This window comes from Belnapia mucosa, assembly GCF_016775475.1.
Classification (GTDB): Bacteria; Pseudomonadota; Alphaproteobacteria; order Acetobacterales; family Acetobacteraceae; genus Belnapia; species Belnapia mucosa.
This window is the reverse complement of the sequence record NZ_JAEUXJ010000003.1, coordinates 216,669-231,130: the sequence shown is the minus strand read 5'-3', so window position 1 is coordinate 231,130 and position 14,462 is coordinate 216,669. Positions and strand designations below refer to the sequence as shown.

Sequence of the window (14,462 nt, the reverse complement as noted above, 5' to 3'; positions counted from 1 at the left end):
TCTCAGAGGAATTTCAGCGCCACGAAGCCCAGCACGATCCCGGCCGCCGCGCCGGTCGTCACCAGGGTCAGCCGCCGCTCGATGAAGTCGCGGATCGGCGGGCCGTAGCGGCGGAGCAGGAAGGCGAGCAGGAAGAAGCGCGCCCCGCGCGTCACGATGCTCGCCAGCACGAAGATGCCGAAGCTGAAATGCGCCGCGCCCGAGGCGATGGTGACGATCTTGTACGGGATCGGCGTCAGCCCCTTGATGAGGATGACGGTCGCGCCCCAGCGGTCGTACCAGCCCTGGAAGGTCGTCATGGCATCGGCATGGCCATAGGCGCGCAGCACCGGCATCGCCAGGGCGTCGAACAGCCAGAAGCCGATCGCATAGCCGAGGATGCCGCCCAGCACCGAGGCGACCGTGCAGATCGCCGCATAGCGATAGGCCATCTCCGGCCGGGCGATGCACATCGGGATCAGCATCGCATCGGGCGGGATGGGGAAGACGCTGCTCTCGGCGAAGCTGACGCCGGCCAGATAGGCGGGCGCCCGGCGGTGTGCCGCCAGGGCCAGAACGCGGTCATAGAGGGCACGCAGCATCATGGGGTCCCGGATTGGTTTAACCCCGGCCTTCGCACTTCGCCGCCCAGGGCGCAATTCACGGGATGCTGGCCCTGCACCACAAGCATGTGGGCGGCCGCCTGCCATGCAGCCTGCGCGGTTGTCGCGGCTGGTCATGCAATGGTTACATGCCGCTGAACTGCGAGGACACCCCGATGCCCGCTCCCGCCCCCTCGGCCCGGCTGGGCCTTGTCCTGCTGCTCGTCTGCGGCGTGGTCACGGCCGCGCTCGCCATGGGGCTGCGCCAGAGCCTCGGCCTGTTCCTCGCGCCGATGACGGCCGATCAGGGCTGGGGCGCCAGCGGCTTCGCCTTCGCCATCGCCCTCCAGGTGCTCTGCAACGGCATCACCCAGCCGATCTGGGGCCAGGTGGCGGACCGGATCGGCGGGCGGCGGGTGATCATGATCGGCGCCGGCCTGCAGGCCGTGGCGCTGGTCGGCATGGCGCTCTCGACCAGCCTGGTCTGGTTTACCGTCTTCGCCGGGGTGGTGATGGGCTGCGCCGTCTCGGCTGCCGGCATGCCGGTCATCATGGCCAGCCTGACCCGGCTGCTGCCCGAGAGCATGCGCGGCCGCGCCACCGGGCTCGGCACCGCCGGTTCCTCCTTCGGGCAATTCCTGGTGGTGCCGGTGGTCGCCTGGGGCATCTCCGGCGCCGGCTGGCAATGGGCGATGTTCGGCATCGCCGCCGCCTCCCTGCTGATGCTGCCGCTGGCCCTGCCGCTGAACGACCAGGCGGCGCGCCAAGCCGTGGCGGGCCCGGCGACGGAGGAGCGGGCCACGGTCGCCCTGCGCCGGGCGCTCGGCGACCCGACCTTCTGGTTCCTCTCCTTCGGCTTCTTCGTCTGCGGCCTGCATGTGAGCTTCATGGCCGTCCACCTGCCGGGCTTCGTCGCCAGCTGCCACCTGCCGATCGGCGTCGGCGCGGCGGCCATCAGCCTGATCGGGCTGTTCAACGTCGCCGGGTCGCTGACCGCCGGGGAGCTGTCCAGCAAGTGGCGGCGGCGGGAGCTGCTGGTCATCATCTATGCCGCCCGCGGCGTGCTGATGGCCGGCTTCCTGATGGTCGAGAAGACGACGGTCAGCGTGCTGGTCTTCTCCGCCATCATGGGGCTGCTCTGGCTCTCGACCGTGCCGCCGACGGTCGCGCTTTGCGCCCGGAATTTCGGCACCCGCTGGCTGGCGACGATCTTCGGCCTGGTCTTCCTCGGCCACCAGCTCGGCGGCTTCACCGGCGCCTGGCTCGGCGGGGTGATCTTCGACCGGACCGGCAGCTATGACCGGATGTGGTGGCTGGCGGTCATCGCGGCCTTTGCCGGGGCGGGATTCTCGGCCCTGTGCCGGGACGGCGCCCCGGCGCCGCAGCCGCCGGCACGGCCGGTCGGGCGGGTGGCGGAGGCCTGAGGGGGGCGGGGAGGCGCCTTTCCGGTGCCATCCGGGCGCATATTATTGTATTTCTCCTATTCGTGAGGCCGGTGCCCAGGGACCCGGCCGAGGAGTAGCCCGTGCCTCTGAGCGACATGTCCGCGGCCGATGCCGCCGCCACCCGCAAAGCCAACCCCTTCTCCGGCTGGGGCACGCGTTCGAGCGGCAATCGGCTGGAGCCGGTGGCGAAGCCCGGCTTCGACGTGCCCTTCCGGCTGGAGCCGGGCGAGGCGATCTTCACCGTCGGCTCCTGCTTCGCCCGCAATGTCGAGGCGGAGCTGATGCGCCGCGGCTTCCGCGTGCCGATGCGGGAGCTGTTCCAGCAGCCGGAATTCGTCACCCTCGACCCCGGCCTGGTGAATAATTTCGGCACCCCCTCGATCTACAACGAATTCGCCTGGGCTTTGGGCGCCAAGCCCTTCGTGCCGGAGGAGAACATCCTCCAGGTGCAGCCGGGCCGCTTCGCCGACCTGCACCTGATCCAGTCGATCCGCCCTGGCGGCTGGGAGGAGGCGCTGCGCCGCCGCCAGGCCATCACCGCCGCCTATCGCAAGGTGGCGGAGTGCCGGGTGATGATCGTCACCCTCGGCCTGGTCGAGGTCTGGTTCGATACGAAGACCGGCAGCTACCTCAATGTCGCGCCGCTGCCCGGCCTGGTCCGGGCGGAGCCGGAGCGCTTCCGGCTGCATGTCCTCTCCTTCGAGGAGGTCTATCGCTACCTGGAGGACGCGCTGCTGCTGGTGCGGGAGAGGGGCAATCCGGAGATCCGGGTGATGCTCACCGTCTCGCCCGTGCCGATGGCCGCGACCCACCGGCCGCAGGACGTGATGGTCGCCAATGCCTATTCCAAATCGGTGCTGCGCGCCGCGGCCGAGACGATCTGCGCCCGGCACGACTTCGTCACCTACTACCCCAGCTTCGAATCGGTGACCCTCAGCGACCGCAAGACCGCCTGGGAGGACGACCTCGTCCATGTCCGGCCGGAGCTGGTGGCGGTGAATGTCGGCCGCATGCTGCGCGCCTTCGTCGGCGAGACCGATGACGAGGCGGCGCTGCGCGAACAGGTCGCCACCGGCGACCTCTCGGTGGTGATCGAGCGTGCCATCGCCCGGCGGGTCGAGGGCGGCGAGCGGGCCGAGGCCTTCTTCGCCGAATACGGCGCGCTCTCCGCCCGCTCGGCGGCCTTCGCCCTGGAGCATGCCGGCTTCCTCGCCTCGACCGGGCAGGAGGAGGAGGCGCTGGCCCTGCTGGAGGCAGCGCCGGAGGATGAGGCCCAGCAGCAGCGCCTCGGCCTGCAGCGCGCCAACCTCCTCATCGCGCTCGGCCGCCCGGCCGAGGCGGTCACCATGCTGGAGGGCGTCGGCGACCCGCGGAAGCGCACCTCCTCGATCTGGAGCACGATGCTCCAGGCCGCCTGCGCGACCGGCAAGGAGGAGACGGCAGTCGGCATCCTCTACCGCTGGACCCAGGCGCAGCCGAGCCGGACCGGCACCGCCTATGCGACGATCGGCCGCTGGCACCTCGACCGCGGCAACCTGCCCGCCGCGCGGCAATATCTGGAACAGGCGGTGGCCTCCGACCCGGCATCCTCGCGCATGCGGATCTACCTCTCCCAGGTCCTGATCGCCCTCGGCTGCCGGGACGAGGCCCGGGCGGCCATCGCCGGCATCGCCGCCGAGAACGAGGTCGATGTGAAGCTGCTCGACCGGGTGGCCAAGGCGCTGGCCTGAGGGCAGGACCTTGGGGGCGGGGCCTCAGGCCCGCCCGATCCCCTTGTTGACCAGCGAGAGGTCGAAGGCCCGGCGCCAGTCCAGATCGCGCGCCATCAGCCCCACCTCGGCCGCGGCGGCGTGCAGCGCCGCCCAGCGCGCCTCCGTCATGGCGCCGATGCCCGCGGACGCCGCATCGCCCGACCGGACAATGCCGTTCTCGTTCATCATCCGCGTGCCATAGGCGATCAGCTCCTCGCCCATATCGGGGTTCTGCTGGCGGATCAGCCGGTTGGCGCCATCCGTGTCGAAGCCGCCGGCCTTGCCCTTCAGATACTGGTCCCAGCCCGTCAGGCTCGCATCGACGAAGCGCTGCGCCACCTCCCGCTTTTCGGCCAGGGTCCTGGCGCCGATATGGATGGTGGTGCCGTAATCCTGGAAGCCGCTGTCATGGACCAGCAGCACCACCGGATCCACGCCTTGTTGGCGGATCGAGAAGGGCTCGCTCCCCAGATAGCCCTGCTGCACCACCCGCCTGTCGGCCAGGAAGGGCGCCAGGCTGAAGGTATAGGGCCGCACCTGCTCGTCGCTCAGCCCGTAGCGCTGGCGGATATAGGGCCACCATGTCACCCGCGGCTCGGCGCTGATCAGCACCGGCCTTCCCTTCAGCGATTCGAAGCCGGTGATGCCCTGGCCGGGATGGCCGATCAGCACCACCGGGTCCTTCTGGAAGATGGCGGCGATGCAGAGGAAGGGGATGCCCTCCCGCACGAAGCCCAGCGCGCCGAGCCCGTTGCCCATCGCCATGTCGACCCGCCCGCCGATCAGCAGCTGGGCGGGGTTCACCTGCGGCCCGCCCGAGCGCAGCTCCACCTCCAGCCCCGCGGCCCGATAGAGCCCGGCCGCCTGGGCCTGGTAGAAGCCGCCATGCTCGGCCTGGGCGCGCCAATTGGTCACGAAGCTCACCCGGTCGAGCCGCGGCTGGGCCCGGACCTCCCCGGCCGGCAGCAGCAGCGGCCCGGCGGCGAGGCCCAGCGCGGCGCGGCGCGAGACGATGAAGCGATGTGCGGTCATGGCGCCTGTCTCCCTCGTTCGGCGGGCAGAATGCCATGCGTCGCCCCATCTTGCCCACCGCGCCCAGGCCGCGCACCTTGCGTCCCGCGCATAGGGAAGGACCACGCCGTGAACGGAGCCGAAAGTCTGGTGAACACCCTGCTCGGGGGTGGGGTAGATGTCTGCTTCTCCAACCCCGGCACCAGCGAGATGCATTTCGTGGCGGCGCTGGACCGGATTCCCGGCATGCGCTGCGTGCTCGGCCTGCAGGAGAACATCGTCACCGGCGCCGCCGATGGCTATTGGCGGATCGCCGAGACGCCGGCCTGCACCCTGCTGCATTGCGGCCCCGGCCTCGCCAACGGCTTGGCCGGGCTGCACGATGCCCGCCGGGCCCGCTCCGGCATCGTCAACATCGTCGGCGACCAGGCGGTCTATCACCGCCCCTTCGATGCCCCGCTGACCGCCGATACGGAAGGCTGGGCCCGGGGCGTCTCCGCCTGGACCCGCACCTCGACCCGGTCGGAGGAAGTGGGCGCCGATGCCGCCGTCGCCATCCAGGCCGCCCGCACCTCGCCCGGCCAGATCGCGACCCTGATCCTGCCCTCCGACAGTTCCTGGAACGAGGGCGGCGTGGTCGCCCCGGCCCTGCCGGTGCCCGCCGCCCCGCAGGCCGACCCGCATGCGGTGCGCGCCGTGGCGCGGCTGCTGCGGGAGAAGAAGGGGGTGATGCTGCTGCTCGGCGGCCTCGCTCTGAAGGAGGGCGCCCAGCGCCAGGCCCATCGCATCGCCGCCGCCACCGGCTGCCGGCTGCTGGCCGAGGGTTCCAATGCCCGCACCCAGCGCGGCCAGGGTCGCCTGCCGCTCGACCGCGTGCCCTATGTGGTCGACCAGGCCCTGGCGGCACTGGCCGATGTGCAGCAGCTGGTGCTGGTCAATGCCAAGGAGCCGATCGGCTTCTTCGGCTATCCCGGCAAGCCGAGCCGGCTCTACCCCGCCGATGCCGCCGTCCATCTCCTGACCCGCTACGAGCAGGATGCCGAGGCAGCGCTGGCGGCGCTGGCCGATGAGCTCGGCGCCCCCGCCGCGCCCATCCCCTCCGCCGGCCCGCGGCCGGAGGCGCCGCGCGGCGCGCTGAGCCCCGAGGGCCTGGCCCGCGCCGTCGCTGCGCTGATGCCCGAGCATTCCATCGTCGTGGATGAATCGGTCACCTATGGCCGCGGCTTCTTCCCCGAGACGGTGGCCGCCCCGGCGCATGACTGGCTGCAGAATTGCGGCGGCGCCATCGGCTACGGCATCCCGGTCGCGGTCGGCGCCGGCTTGGCGGGCGGTGGTCGGCGGGTGATCGGCCTGCAGGCCGATGGAAGCGCCATGTACACCGTCCAGGGCCTCTGGACCCAGGCGCGGGAGCGGCTGCCGGTGACGACCATCCTGCTGTCGAACCGGAAATACCAGATCCTGCTCGGCGAATACCGCAATGTCGGCGCCAATCCGGGGCGGACGGCGATGGACATGCTCGATCTCGGCAATCCCGATATCGGCTGGGTCCAGCTGGCCAACAGCCTCGGCGTCGAGGCGGCGCAGGCGAACAATCTTGAGACGCTGAGCGATCTGATGGCGCAGAGCTTCTCCCGCCCCGGCCCATTCCTGATCGAACTGTTGATCTAGGCGCCAGGATGCCGTGAACCCCGCCACCGCGTGAGACACCGGCTGGGAAAATAGATTTCCCAGCTTTCAGGTTTCGTGCATGTTGCAGGTAAGTCCCGGGGGTCCAGGATGCGTTTGACCCAGGATGCACCCTGGACTTCAACGCGCTTCCCGTGGTCTGTCCGGAACCAGCATGAACGCCACACACCTTCCGCCCATCACGGGGAAAGAGCGCCATGCCGGTCCGGCGGAAGGCTTGACCTCGCCCACGGTCTCGGTCCTGTCGCCCCCGGCTCACGGCGCGGCACCGGCCGAGGCGGCGCCGGAAGCCCCCGCGCCGCGGCGCCGGCGCGGCCCGATCATCGCCCTGCTGCTGCTCGCCGCGGCCGGCGGGGCCGGGTATTACTTCTACGAACAACGCCAGGAAGCGGCGAAGGCGATCCCGACCTCACCCGCCGCCAGCGTCACCGAACCCCTCTCCGGGGGCGAGTTCCGCCTCTCCGACACCGAGATGCGGGCGCTGCGGATCGAGGAGATGCAGTCCCGCTCCTTCCGCGCCGAGCGGGTGGCCGAGGGCCGCATCGCCTATAACGAGGACCACTCCACCCCGGTCTTCTCCCCCTATAATGGCCGCGTCATCCGCACCATGGTCCGCATGGGCGACCAGGTGAAGGCCGGCGACACCCTGTTCGAGATCGAGACCACCGATCTCGCCGGTGCCGCCAATGACCTGCTCTCGGCGGCCGATGGCGCCAACAAGTCCCGCGCGACGCTCGACCAGGCGCGGCGCGAGGAAGCGCGGCAGAACAGCCTGTTCGGCGCCCGCGCCGCCTCGCAGCGCGATGTGGAGCAGGCCCGCACCGCCGCCATGAACGCCGCCGCCGACCTCCGCAGTGCCGAGGCGACGCTCTCCGCCGCCCGCGACAAGCTGCGCGTGCTCGGCCGCTCGGCGGAGGACATCGCCAGGATCGAGCAGACCCGCATGGTGAATGCCGTGGTGCCGGTGACGGCGCCGATCGGCGGCACCGTGGTCCAGCGCCGCGTCGGCCCCGGCCAGTGGCTCTCGACCGGCGCTTCCGACCCGGTCTTCACCATCGCCGACCTGTCCACCATGTGGCTCGTCGCCGCGGTGCGGGAGCTGGACGCGCCGCTCGTGCAGGTCGGCCAGCCGGTCGAGGTGAGCGTCGGCGCTCTGCCGGGCCGGACCTTCGATGCCAGGATCGCCACCGTCGGCGCCGGTCTCGACCCCACCACCCGCCGCCTGACCGTCCGCGCCGAGGTGCAGGATCCCGACCGGCTGCTGAAGCCGGAGATGTTCGCCACCTTCCGCATCTCGGTCGGCGAGGGCCAGGAGGCCGTGGGCGTCCCCGTGAACGCCATCATCTATCGCGGCTCCGAGGCGAGCGTCTGGCTGGCGCTGGATGACAACCGCTTCATGCTGCGGCGGATCAAGACCGGCATCCGGGCCGGCGACATGGTGGAAGTGCTGGACGGGATGAAGCCGGGCGACCGGGTCGTCACCGGCGGCGCCCTCTTCATCGACCGCGCGGCGCGGATCGACTGACCCGTCGGGACAGTGGCCGAACCCGGCCCGTCCGGGCAGAATAGCAACGAGACTGCCCGGTAAGGTCGGAACTCCTCACGATGCGCCAGATCGTCGCCTTCTCGCTCCAGCGTCGGCCGCTGGTGATCCTGCTGTTCTTCACCTTCATCGTGGTCGGCCTGATCGCCTTCACCAGGCTGAACATCGAGGCCTATCCCGACCCGGTCCCGCCCCAGGTCGTCATCATCACCCAGAATCCCGGCCAGTCGGCCGAGGAGATCGAGCGCTATGTCTCGATCCCGGTCGAGGTGGCGATGGCCGGGCTGCCCAACCTCACCTCGGTCCGCTCCACCAGCCTCTTCGGCCTGTCCGATGTCCGGGTGCAGTTCAACTTCAACTACACCTATGACCAGGCGCTGCAGCAGGTGCTGAACCGGTTGGGCCAGCTCGATGGCCTGCCGCAGGGCGTGCAGCCGCAGATCAGCCCGCTGAGCCCGATCGGCGAGATCATGCGCTACCGCCTGGTCGGGCCGCCCGGCTATTCCCTCGCCGATCTCAAGACCATCCAGGAATGGGTGCTCGACCGCCGCTTCAAGCGCGTGCCCGGCGTGGTGGATGTCACCTCCTTCGGCGGCTTGACCAAGAGCTACAATGTCGTGGTCGATCTGCGGCGGATCGCCGCCATGGGCCTCACCCTGCCGCAGGTGATCCAGGCGGTCCGGGCCGGCAATGCGACCGTCGGCGCCGGGACCATCCGCATCGGCCCGCAGGCCGCCGTGGTGCAGGGCATCGGCCTGATCCGCGGACTGGACGATATCCGCAATGTCGTCGTCTCGGCCGAGGGCGGCGTGCCCGTCCTGCTCGGCGATGTCGCCACCATCGAGATCGGCAACCAGCCCCGGCTCGGCATCGCCGGGCAGGAGGGCGATGACGACGTGGTGCTGGCCACCGTGCTGATGCGCCGCGGCGAGCAGACCCTGCCGACCATCCGCGGCGTGCAGCAGGAGGTGGCGCGGATCAATGCCGGCGGCGTCCTGCCGCCGGGGGTGAAGATCGTCACGGTCTATGACCGCGAGGATCTCGTGAAGATCACCACCAGGACGGTGGTCAACAACATCATCGAGGGCGTGGCCCTCATCCTCATCATCCAGTGGCTCTTCCTCGGCGACTTCCGCGGCGCCCTGGTGGTGGCGGCGACCGTCCCCTTCGCCTTCCTCTTCGCCATCCTGCTGATGATGGCCCGCGGCGAGAGCGCCAACCTGCTCAGCCTCGGCGCGCTCGATTTCGGCCTGCTGGTCGATGCCACCGTCATCATGGTGGAGAACATCTACCGGCATCTGGGACTCGCCCGGAATCCGGCGCATCGCTACATCGCCCCCTCCGGCTCGAAGGAGCTCTCGGGCCTTTCGCTGACCGTGCTGCGCGCGGCCGGCGAGGTGGACAAGGCGATCTTCTTCTCGGCGCTCATCATCATCGCCGCCTTCATCCCGCTCTTCACCCTCGGCGGGATCGAGGGCCGGATCTTCGGCCCGATGTCGAAGACCTATGCCTATGCGATCATCGGCGCGCTGCTGGCGACCTTCACCATCACCCCCGCGCTGGCCGCCGCCCTGCTGCGCGAGGACAGCCGGGAACGCGACACGCCGCTGGTGCGCATCCTGCGCTGGGGGCATGAACGGCTCTATGCCGCGGCGATGCGGGCCCGGGCGCTCTGCCTGATGCTCGCCGCCGGCCTCTTCGCCGCCTCGATCCTGCTGATGTCCCATCTCGGCGCCGAATTCCTCCCCACGCTGGAGGAGGGCAATCTCTGGGTCCGCGCCTCCATGCCGGGGACGATCAGCCTCGAGGAAGGCAATGCCACGGTGAACCGCATCCGCCGGACGCTGCTGGAATTCCCCGAGGTGATCACCGCCACCTCGCAGCAGGGCCGACCGGATGACGGCACGGACAGCGCCGGCTTCTTCAACGCCGAGTTCTTCCTTCCCCTGAAGCCGCCGCAGCAATGGACCACCGCCCCGCACCGCGACGGGCTGGTGCAGGCCATGCAGCACCGGCTCGCCAGCCAATTCGTCGGCGTCGAGTTCAGCTATTCCCAGGCGATCAGCGACAACGTCCAGGAAGCGGCCTCGGGCGTGAAGGGCGCCAATGCGGTGAAGGTCTACGGGCCCGAGCTCGACATCATCGCCCGCAAGGCGGAGGAGATCCGCCAGGTGATGGCCGGCGTCCCGGGCGTCGCCGACCTCGCCGTCTTCCGCAGCCTCGGCCAGCCGACGGTTGCGGTGCAGATCGACCGGGCGCGCGCCGCCCGCTACGGCCTGGCGATCGACGACGTGAACGAGGTGGTGCAGGCCGCGATCGGCGGGCGGGAGGCCGGGCGGCTCTACGAGCCGGGCGGCGACCGCAATTTCCCGATCGTGGTGCGGCTCGACGCGCCCTACCGCGACAGCCTGGAGGCGATCAGCCGCATCCCCGTGGGCGGCCCGCGCGGCGCGACGCTGGCCGATGTGGCGGCGATCCAGCTCGTCTCCGGCGTCTCCTATATCTACCGCGAGGATGCCTCCCGCTACGTGCCGATCCGCTTCTCGGTCCGCGGCCGCGACCCCGCCAGCACGGTGGCCGAGGCGCAGGAGCTGGTGGCGGCGCGGGTGCAGCTGCCGCCCGGCTACCGGCTCGACTGGCTCGGCGAATTCCGCAACCTGCAGGAGGCGATCGGCCGGCTGCTGGTGGTGGTGCCGGCGGCGCTCGCGCTGATCCTCGTGCTGCTCTACGTCCAGTTCAACACGCTGCGCGAGACGCTGCTGGTCTTCGGAATCGTGCCGATGTCGATCACCGGCGGCATCGCGGCACTCGCCGTGGCCGGGCTGAATTTCAGCGTCCCCGCCGCCATCGGCTTCCTCGCGCTCTTCGGCATCACCGTGATGGAAGGCATCATCATGCTCTCCCATTTCAACCATCTCCGGCTGGAGGGGATGCCCTGGCGCATGGCGCTCGACCAGGCGGGGCGGGACCGCATGCGGCCGGTCTTCATGACCTGCTTCGCCAGCTTCACCGGCCTCCTGCCCATGGCGCTGGCGACCGGCATCGGCGCCGATGTGCAGAAGCCGCTCGCCCTGGTGGTGGTGGGCGGCATCGGCCTCGTCCCGCTGTTCATCCTGGTGGTGTTCCCGGCCATGATCGACCTCTTCGGCAAGCCGCGGCATATCCGCCGGGCGGAAATCGCCGCCCAGGGCGCGGCCGGCGGTGCGGCGGTGCGGGCATGAGGGTTTCCCTCCGCGCGGCCCTGCTCGGCTGCGCCCTGCTCGCTGCCCTCCCGGCTTGGGCCCAGCCGCCCGCCCCGCCGGGGACGGGCACCATGCCGCTGCCGATCGGCCCCGGCGCCCGGCCGCTGACCCTGGCCGAGGCCGAGGCGGCGCTGGTCGAGCGCAACCTCGCCGTCATCGCCGCCCGGCGCGGCGTGGATGTGGCGCGGGCCCAGCGCCTCGTCGCCTCCTCCCGGCCGGCGTCCACCGTCTCGGTCGGCAACAACTTCTTCCAGTTCGGCGAGACGCAGAACGGCGCGCTGCGCGGGGCCCGCTATCTCAGCCCCGGCAAGAACATCAATGTCGGGCTCAGCGTCCTGGTCGAGCGCGGCAACAAGCGCACGCTCCGCACCCGCTTCGCCGACCGGCAGATCGAGGGCGCCGAGGCGCAGGTGCTGGATGCGCTGCGCACCCAGCTCTACGCGTTGCGCCAGGCCTTTCTCGGCGCGCTGCTGGCGCGGGCCAATCTCGAAGTGGCACTCGGCAACCGCGCCAGCCTCGACCGCACCGAGCAACTGCTGCGGCGCCAGTTCCGCGACGGCGCCATCCCGGAAGGCGACCTGCTGCGCTTCCAGGCGAGCCGGCTGCAATTCGAGGGCGACGTGACCAGCAATGCCCAGGCCTATGCCGCCGGCATCGCCGCCGTCGCGGCCCTGCTCTCGGCCGATCCGGCCGCCTTCCAGCCCGGCGCCGGCCAGCTCTCCTCGCTCGGCATCAATCCGCAGGTCACCGGCGCGCTCGCCCCGCCGCCAGGCCAGGCGGGCCGCACCGCCGCCCCCGCCGGCCCGGCCAGCGCGCCGACCGCGGTGCGGACCATCCTCTCCCCGGTCGCCTTCGACGTGCAGGGCCGGTTCGACGCCATCCCCGATCTCGGCATCGGCCGGGACGAGCTGGCCCAGGGCGTCGCCACCCGGCCGGATGTGGTGGCGGCCGAACGTCAGGCCGCCGCCGCCGCCGCCAACCGCCAGCTGGTCGAGGCCACGCGGTCGCGCGACGTGACGGTGGCTACCAATTGGGGCCGCTCCTCGCTCTCGCAGGACCTGCCGGATTCGCGGGACCGGCTGAATGCGCTGAACAGCTTCGGCGTGCAGCTCTCGGTGCCGATCTTCACCTCCCGCATCGTCGAGGGCAATGTCGCCGCCGCCGCCGCGCAGCAGGGCCAGGCCGATGCGGTGGCGCGCGCCACGCTGCTGCAGGCCCGCGCCGATTTCGCCGTGGCCTGGGCGACGATGGAGCAGGCCCGCGCGCTGCTGAACCTCTATGCCGGCGGCGCGCTCGGCCGGGCCGAGGAAGCCTATCGCAGCACCGAACAAGCCTATGTCGCCGGCGGCCGCACGCTGCTCGACGTGCTCGATGCGCTGCGCGTTCTGAACGCGACCCGCATCCAGGCCAACCAGGCGCGCTATGCCTATCTCCTGGCGCTGTCCCAGCTCGAACTGGCGAGCGGGGTGTCCGGGGTGGCGCCGAGGCTGTAGGCTCGCCCCCGAGACGACAACGGGGGAAACGACCATGGAGATGGAACTCGCCGGACGCCGGGTGCTGGTCACCGGCGGCTCGAAGGGCATCGGCCTTGCCTGCGCCGCGGCCTTCGCCGCCGAGGGCTGCGACATCGTCCTCGTCTCGCGCGACGGCGCGGCGCTGGACCAGGCGGCGGAGGGCATCCGCGCCCGGCACAATGTCGCCGTCACCACCCATGCCGCCGACCTGTCCCAGGCCGGCGCCCGCACCGCGCTGGCCGAGGCCTTCCCCGAGATCGACGTGCTGGTGAACAATGCCGGCGCCATCCCCGGCGGGACGCTGGCCGATATCAGCCTCGATCGCTGGCAGGAGGCCTGGGCGCTCAAGGTCTTCGGCTACATCCATCTCTGCCAGCTCTATCTGCCGCGGCTGGAGGCGAAGCGGGCCGGCACCATCGTCAACATCATCGGCATGGCCGGCCGCGCCCCGCGCGCCGACTATATCTGCGGCGCCTCGGGCAATGCGGCGCTGATCGCCTTCACCGCCGCGCTTGGCGGCAAGGCGCCCGATAGCGGCGTGCGCGTGGTCGGCATCGCCCCCGGCGCCACCATGACGGACCGGATCATCACCCTCTCCAAATCCCGGGCGAAGACGAAATTCGGCGACGAGTCCCGCTGGGAGGAGATGCTGGCCGGCCTCCCCCTCGGTCGGGCGGGGAAGCCGGAGGAGATCGCCGACCTCGCCGTCTTCTGCGCCAGCCCGCGTGGCGGCTATCTCTCCGGCACCACCATCGAGGTGGATGCGGGCGCGCAGTTCCGCTGAGGCGCCACTTCCGCCAGCAGCCAGTCCCGCAGCGCCCGCAGATGCGGGTTCTGCAGGGCCACCGGGGTGGCGACGACATGATGGCCCTCGGCCCGCTCCACCCAGCGGCCCGGCGCCGCCTCGGCCAGCAGCCCCGCCGCCAATAGGTCCCCGACCAGGACGCGGTCCACCACCGTCGCCCCCAGCCCGGCCAGCGCCGCCTGCACCGCCAGGCCCCGATTGGGGAATTCCGCCGCGATCGGTGCCTCCGGCAGGCCGAGGGCAGGCAGCATCATCGGCCAGTCCTCCCGCCGCGACCGCGCCCCGATGCGCGGCAGCCGGGCCAGCGGCGCCGTCGCCAACAGGCGCGGATTGGCGACCACCACCATGCGCTCGCGGAACAGCAGGCGGCAGTCGAGCCCCGGCCAGGGGCCGAGGCCATAGCGGATGGCGCAGTCGAAGGGCTCGGTCGTCAGGTCCACCGGCCGGGTGTCGGTGGCGAGCAGGAGCTGCGTCGCCGGCCGGGCGGCGCGGAAGCGCGGCAGGCGCGGCACCAGCCAGAGCGTGGCGAAGGTCGTGAGCGCCGAGACGCGCACCTCGCCCGGGTCGCGGCGCCGGCGTGCCTCCGCCACCGCCGCCTCGATCGCGGCGAAGCCGCCGGCAAGGCCCCCGGCCAGGCGCTTGCCGGCCTCGGTCAGCGGCTCCGGCGCGCCGCGCCCGGCCAGCAGCGGTGCACCCAGGCTCCGCTCCAGCTCCCGCAGCAGATGCGACACGGCGGAGGGGGTGACGCCCAGCCGGCGGGCCGCCGGGGCGATGCGGCCGCCGGCGGCGGCGACCTCGGCGAAGGCGCGGAGCGCGCGGAGGGAGGGCAGGGCGGTCATGAGGAAATCTCAGCATGGCCGGGCCACATCTCACTACCGCCCGTT

10 protein-coding genes are annotated in these 14,462 nt (G+C 71.3%); 7 read left to right on the top strand and 3 right to left on the bottom strand.

Annotated features, from left to right (window positions below; all coding sequences use genetic code 11):
• Positions 1-2 precede the first annotated feature (2 nt).
• Positions 3-581, bottom strand: a complete 579-nt coding sequence (locus tag JMJ55_RS09160; RefSeq protein ID WP_202825555.1) for a YqaA family protein — start codon at positions 579-581, stop codon at positions 3-5.
• A 176-nt stretch (positions 582-757) separates the two neighbouring features.
• On the opposite strand from JMJ55_RS09160, the gene JMJ55_RS09155 reads away from it, so the two are divergent.
• Complete coding sequence (locus JMJ55_RS09155) at positions 758-2,005, top strand: MFS transporter (RefSeq protein WP_202825224.1); 1,248 nt, start codon at positions 758-760, stop codon at positions 2,003-2,005.
• 101 nt (positions 2,006-2,106) lie between these two features.
• The gene (locus JMJ55_RS09150; protein ID WP_202825223.1) at positions 2,107-3,756 is read left to right on the top strand and encodes a GSCFA domain-containing protein; all 1,650 of its coding nucleotides are present in this window, start codon (positions 2,107-2,109) and stop codon (positions 3,754-3,756) included.
• Between the two features lie 24 nt (positions 3,757-3,780).
• Here the strand turns inward: JMJ55_RS09150 and JMJ55_RS09145 are convergent, their stop codons facing one another.
• Positions 3,781-4,809 carry an ABC transporter substrate-binding protein gene (locus JMJ55_RS09145; RefSeq protein WP_202825222.1) on the bottom strand — a complete coding sequence of 343 codons (1,029 nt, stop codon included), beginning with the start codon at positions 4,807-4,809 and terminating at the stop codon, positions 3,781-3,783.
• Between the two features lie 108 nt (positions 4,810-4,917).
• Between JMJ55_RS09145 and JMJ55_RS09140 the strand changes: the two genes are divergently transcribed.
• The 5 genes from JMJ55_RS09140 to JMJ55_RS09120 all read left to right on the top strand — a co-directional run bounded on the left by JMJ55_RS09140 (position 4,918) and on the right by JMJ55_RS09120 (position 13,557).
• Positions 4,918-6,456, top strand: a complete 1,539-nt coding sequence (locus JMJ55_RS09140; protein WP_202825221.1) for an acetolactate synthase large subunit — start codon at positions 4,918-4,920, stop codon at positions 6,454-6,456.
• Positions 6,457-6,691: 235 nt separating this feature from the next.
• Positions 6,692-7,999 (top strand): efflux RND transporter periplasmic adaptor subunit, encoded by a 1,308-nt coding sequence (locus tag JMJ55_RS09135; protein WP_202825220.1) that lies wholly within the window; start codon positions 6,692-6,694, stop codon positions 7,997-7,999.
• 80 nt (positions 8,000-8,079) lie between these two features.
• Complete coding sequence (locus tag JMJ55_RS09130) at positions 8,080-11,238, top strand: efflux RND transporter permease subunit (protein WP_202825219.1); 3,159 nt, start codon at positions 8,080-8,082, stop codon at positions 11,236-11,238.
• Entirely contained in the window at positions 11,235-12,752 is a 1,518-nt protein-coding gene (locus tag JMJ55_RS09125) for a TolC family protein (RefSeq protein WP_202825218.1), read from the top strand. The genes JMJ55_RS09130 and JMJ55_RS09125 overlap by 4 nt, the downstream gene beginning before the upstream one ends.
• Positions 12,753-12,786: 34 nt before the next feature.
• On the top strand, positions 12,787-13,557 hold the full coding sequence (locus JMJ55_RS09120; protein ID WP_202825217.1) for a short-chain dehydrogenase/reductase: 771 nt from the start codon (positions 12,787-12,789) through the stop codon (positions 13,555-13,557).
• On the opposite strand, the gene JMJ55_RS09115 is transcribed toward JMJ55_RS09120, so the two are convergent.
• On the bottom strand, positions 13,506-14,417 hold the full coding sequence (locus tag JMJ55_RS09115) for a LysR substrate-binding domain-containing protein (RefSeq protein WP_202825216.1): 912 nt from the start codon (positions 14,415-14,417) through the stop codon (positions 13,506-13,508). The two genes, JMJ55_RS09120 and JMJ55_RS09115, sit on opposite strands and share 52 nt — an antisense overlap.
• Between the last annotated feature and the right edge of the window lie 45 nt (positions 14,418-14,462).

What these genes read in the sequence shown, in the direction of transcription:
- JMJ55_RS09120 (WP_202825217.1), top strand. Translation starts at nt 12,787, where the DNA reads ATGGAGATGGAACTCGCCGGACGCCGGGTGCTGGTCACCGGCGGCTCG.
- JMJ55_RS09130 (WP_202825219.1), top strand. Translation starts at nt 8,080, where the DNA reads ATGCGCCAGATCGTCGCCTTCTCGCTCCAGCGTCGGCCGCTGGTGATC.
- JMJ55_RS09125 (WP_202825218.1), top strand. Translation starts at nt 11,235, where the DNA reads ATGAGGGTTTCCCTCCGCGCGGCCCTGCTCGGCTGCGCCCTGCTCGCT.
- JMJ55_RS09160 (WP_202825555.1), bottom strand. Translation starts at nt 581, where the DNA reads ATGCTGCGTGCCCTCTATGACCGCGTTCTGGCCCTGGCGGCACACCGC.
- JMJ55_RS09145 (WP_202825222.1), bottom strand. Translation starts at nt 4,809, where the DNA reads ATGACCGCACATCGCTTCATCGTCTCGCGCCGCGCCGCGCTGGGCCTC.
- JMJ55_RS09155 (WP_202825224.1), top strand. Translation starts at nt 758, where the DNA reads ATGCCCGCTCCCGCCCCCTCGGCCCGGCTGGGCCTTGTCCTGCTGCTC.
- JMJ55_RS09115 (WP_202825216.1), bottom strand. Translation starts at nt 14,417, where the DNA reads ATGACCGCCCTGCCCTCCCTCCGCGCGCTCCGCGCCTTCGCCGAGGTC.